General features: G+C 70.0%; 2 protein-coding genes. One reads left to right on the top strand and one right to left on the bottom strand.

The annotated features are described in order from the left end of the window. A partial coding sequence (locus TW83_RS18750; RefSeq protein ID WP_045984305.1) for a DUF4174 domain-containing protein occupies positions 1–336 on the top strand: 336 nt, incomplete at its 5' end. Positions 337–346: 10 nt separating this feature from the next. Here TW83_RS18750 and TW83_RS21600 read toward each other — a convergent pair. After that, positions 347–710 (bottom strand): hypothetical protein (locus TW83_RS21600; protein ID WP_045984304.1); only part of this gene is annotated, 364 nt, incomplete at its 5' end.

The raw sequence follows: 710 nt of genomic DNA, 5'->3' as shown, positions 1-710 counted from the left end.
CCCGCCGACACCGCCCGCGGTCCCGCGCCGCTGCAGGCGGACATGCTTGCCGCACTGCGTTGGCAGGCGCGCCCTGTCGTTGTCCTTGGACCCGAGGCGCAGGTCGCACGGCAGATAGCCGACCTGCAGGCACATGCGGAGCAGTTGGCAGAACGCGAGGTGGTCATACTCACCGACGGACCCGGTGCAGACGCACTGCGCGATGGGCAGGGGTTCCAGGTTCTGCTGATCGGCAAGGATGGCGGGATCAAGATGCGGTCGGCCAGGCCCGTCGCGGCAGAGGACATCCTGTCCCTGATCGACAGCATGCCGATGCGCCAGCAGGAGATGCGATAGCGCCCGCGCATCATGCCACGCGCCCCCGTGTCAGCGACAGCGCCGCCAGACCTGCGGCGACATGACCGAAAGCCGCCATGCCAAGCGCAGCCTGCCACGACGCATGACCGCCCAGCAGTGCCATCAATGCCGCGCCCCAGATGACCGCCGACAGCGGGATGGCCGCCGCCCAGAACCGCCACCCGCGCCAGCGTCCGGTGAAAACCCCGAAAACCAGCTGGAACAGCGCCAGCCCGACGATCGGCGGCAGCAGATAGGCCAGTGGCACCTGCGTTCCGAGCAAGGGCACGGTCTGCGCCGCCACCGCCGACAGGATGCCCGCCGCGCCTGCCAGCCCAAGTCCGGCCGACAGCAGATAGGCGGGCAGGGCGGGG

Source organism: Paracoccus sp. S4493, assembly GCF_000967735.1.
GTDB classification, from domain to species: domain Bacteria; phylum Pseudomonadota; class Alphaproteobacteria; order Rhodobacterales; family Rhodobacteraceae; genus Paracoccus; species Paracoccus marcusii.
This window is presented reverse-complemented; position numbering and strand designations above follow the sequence as displayed.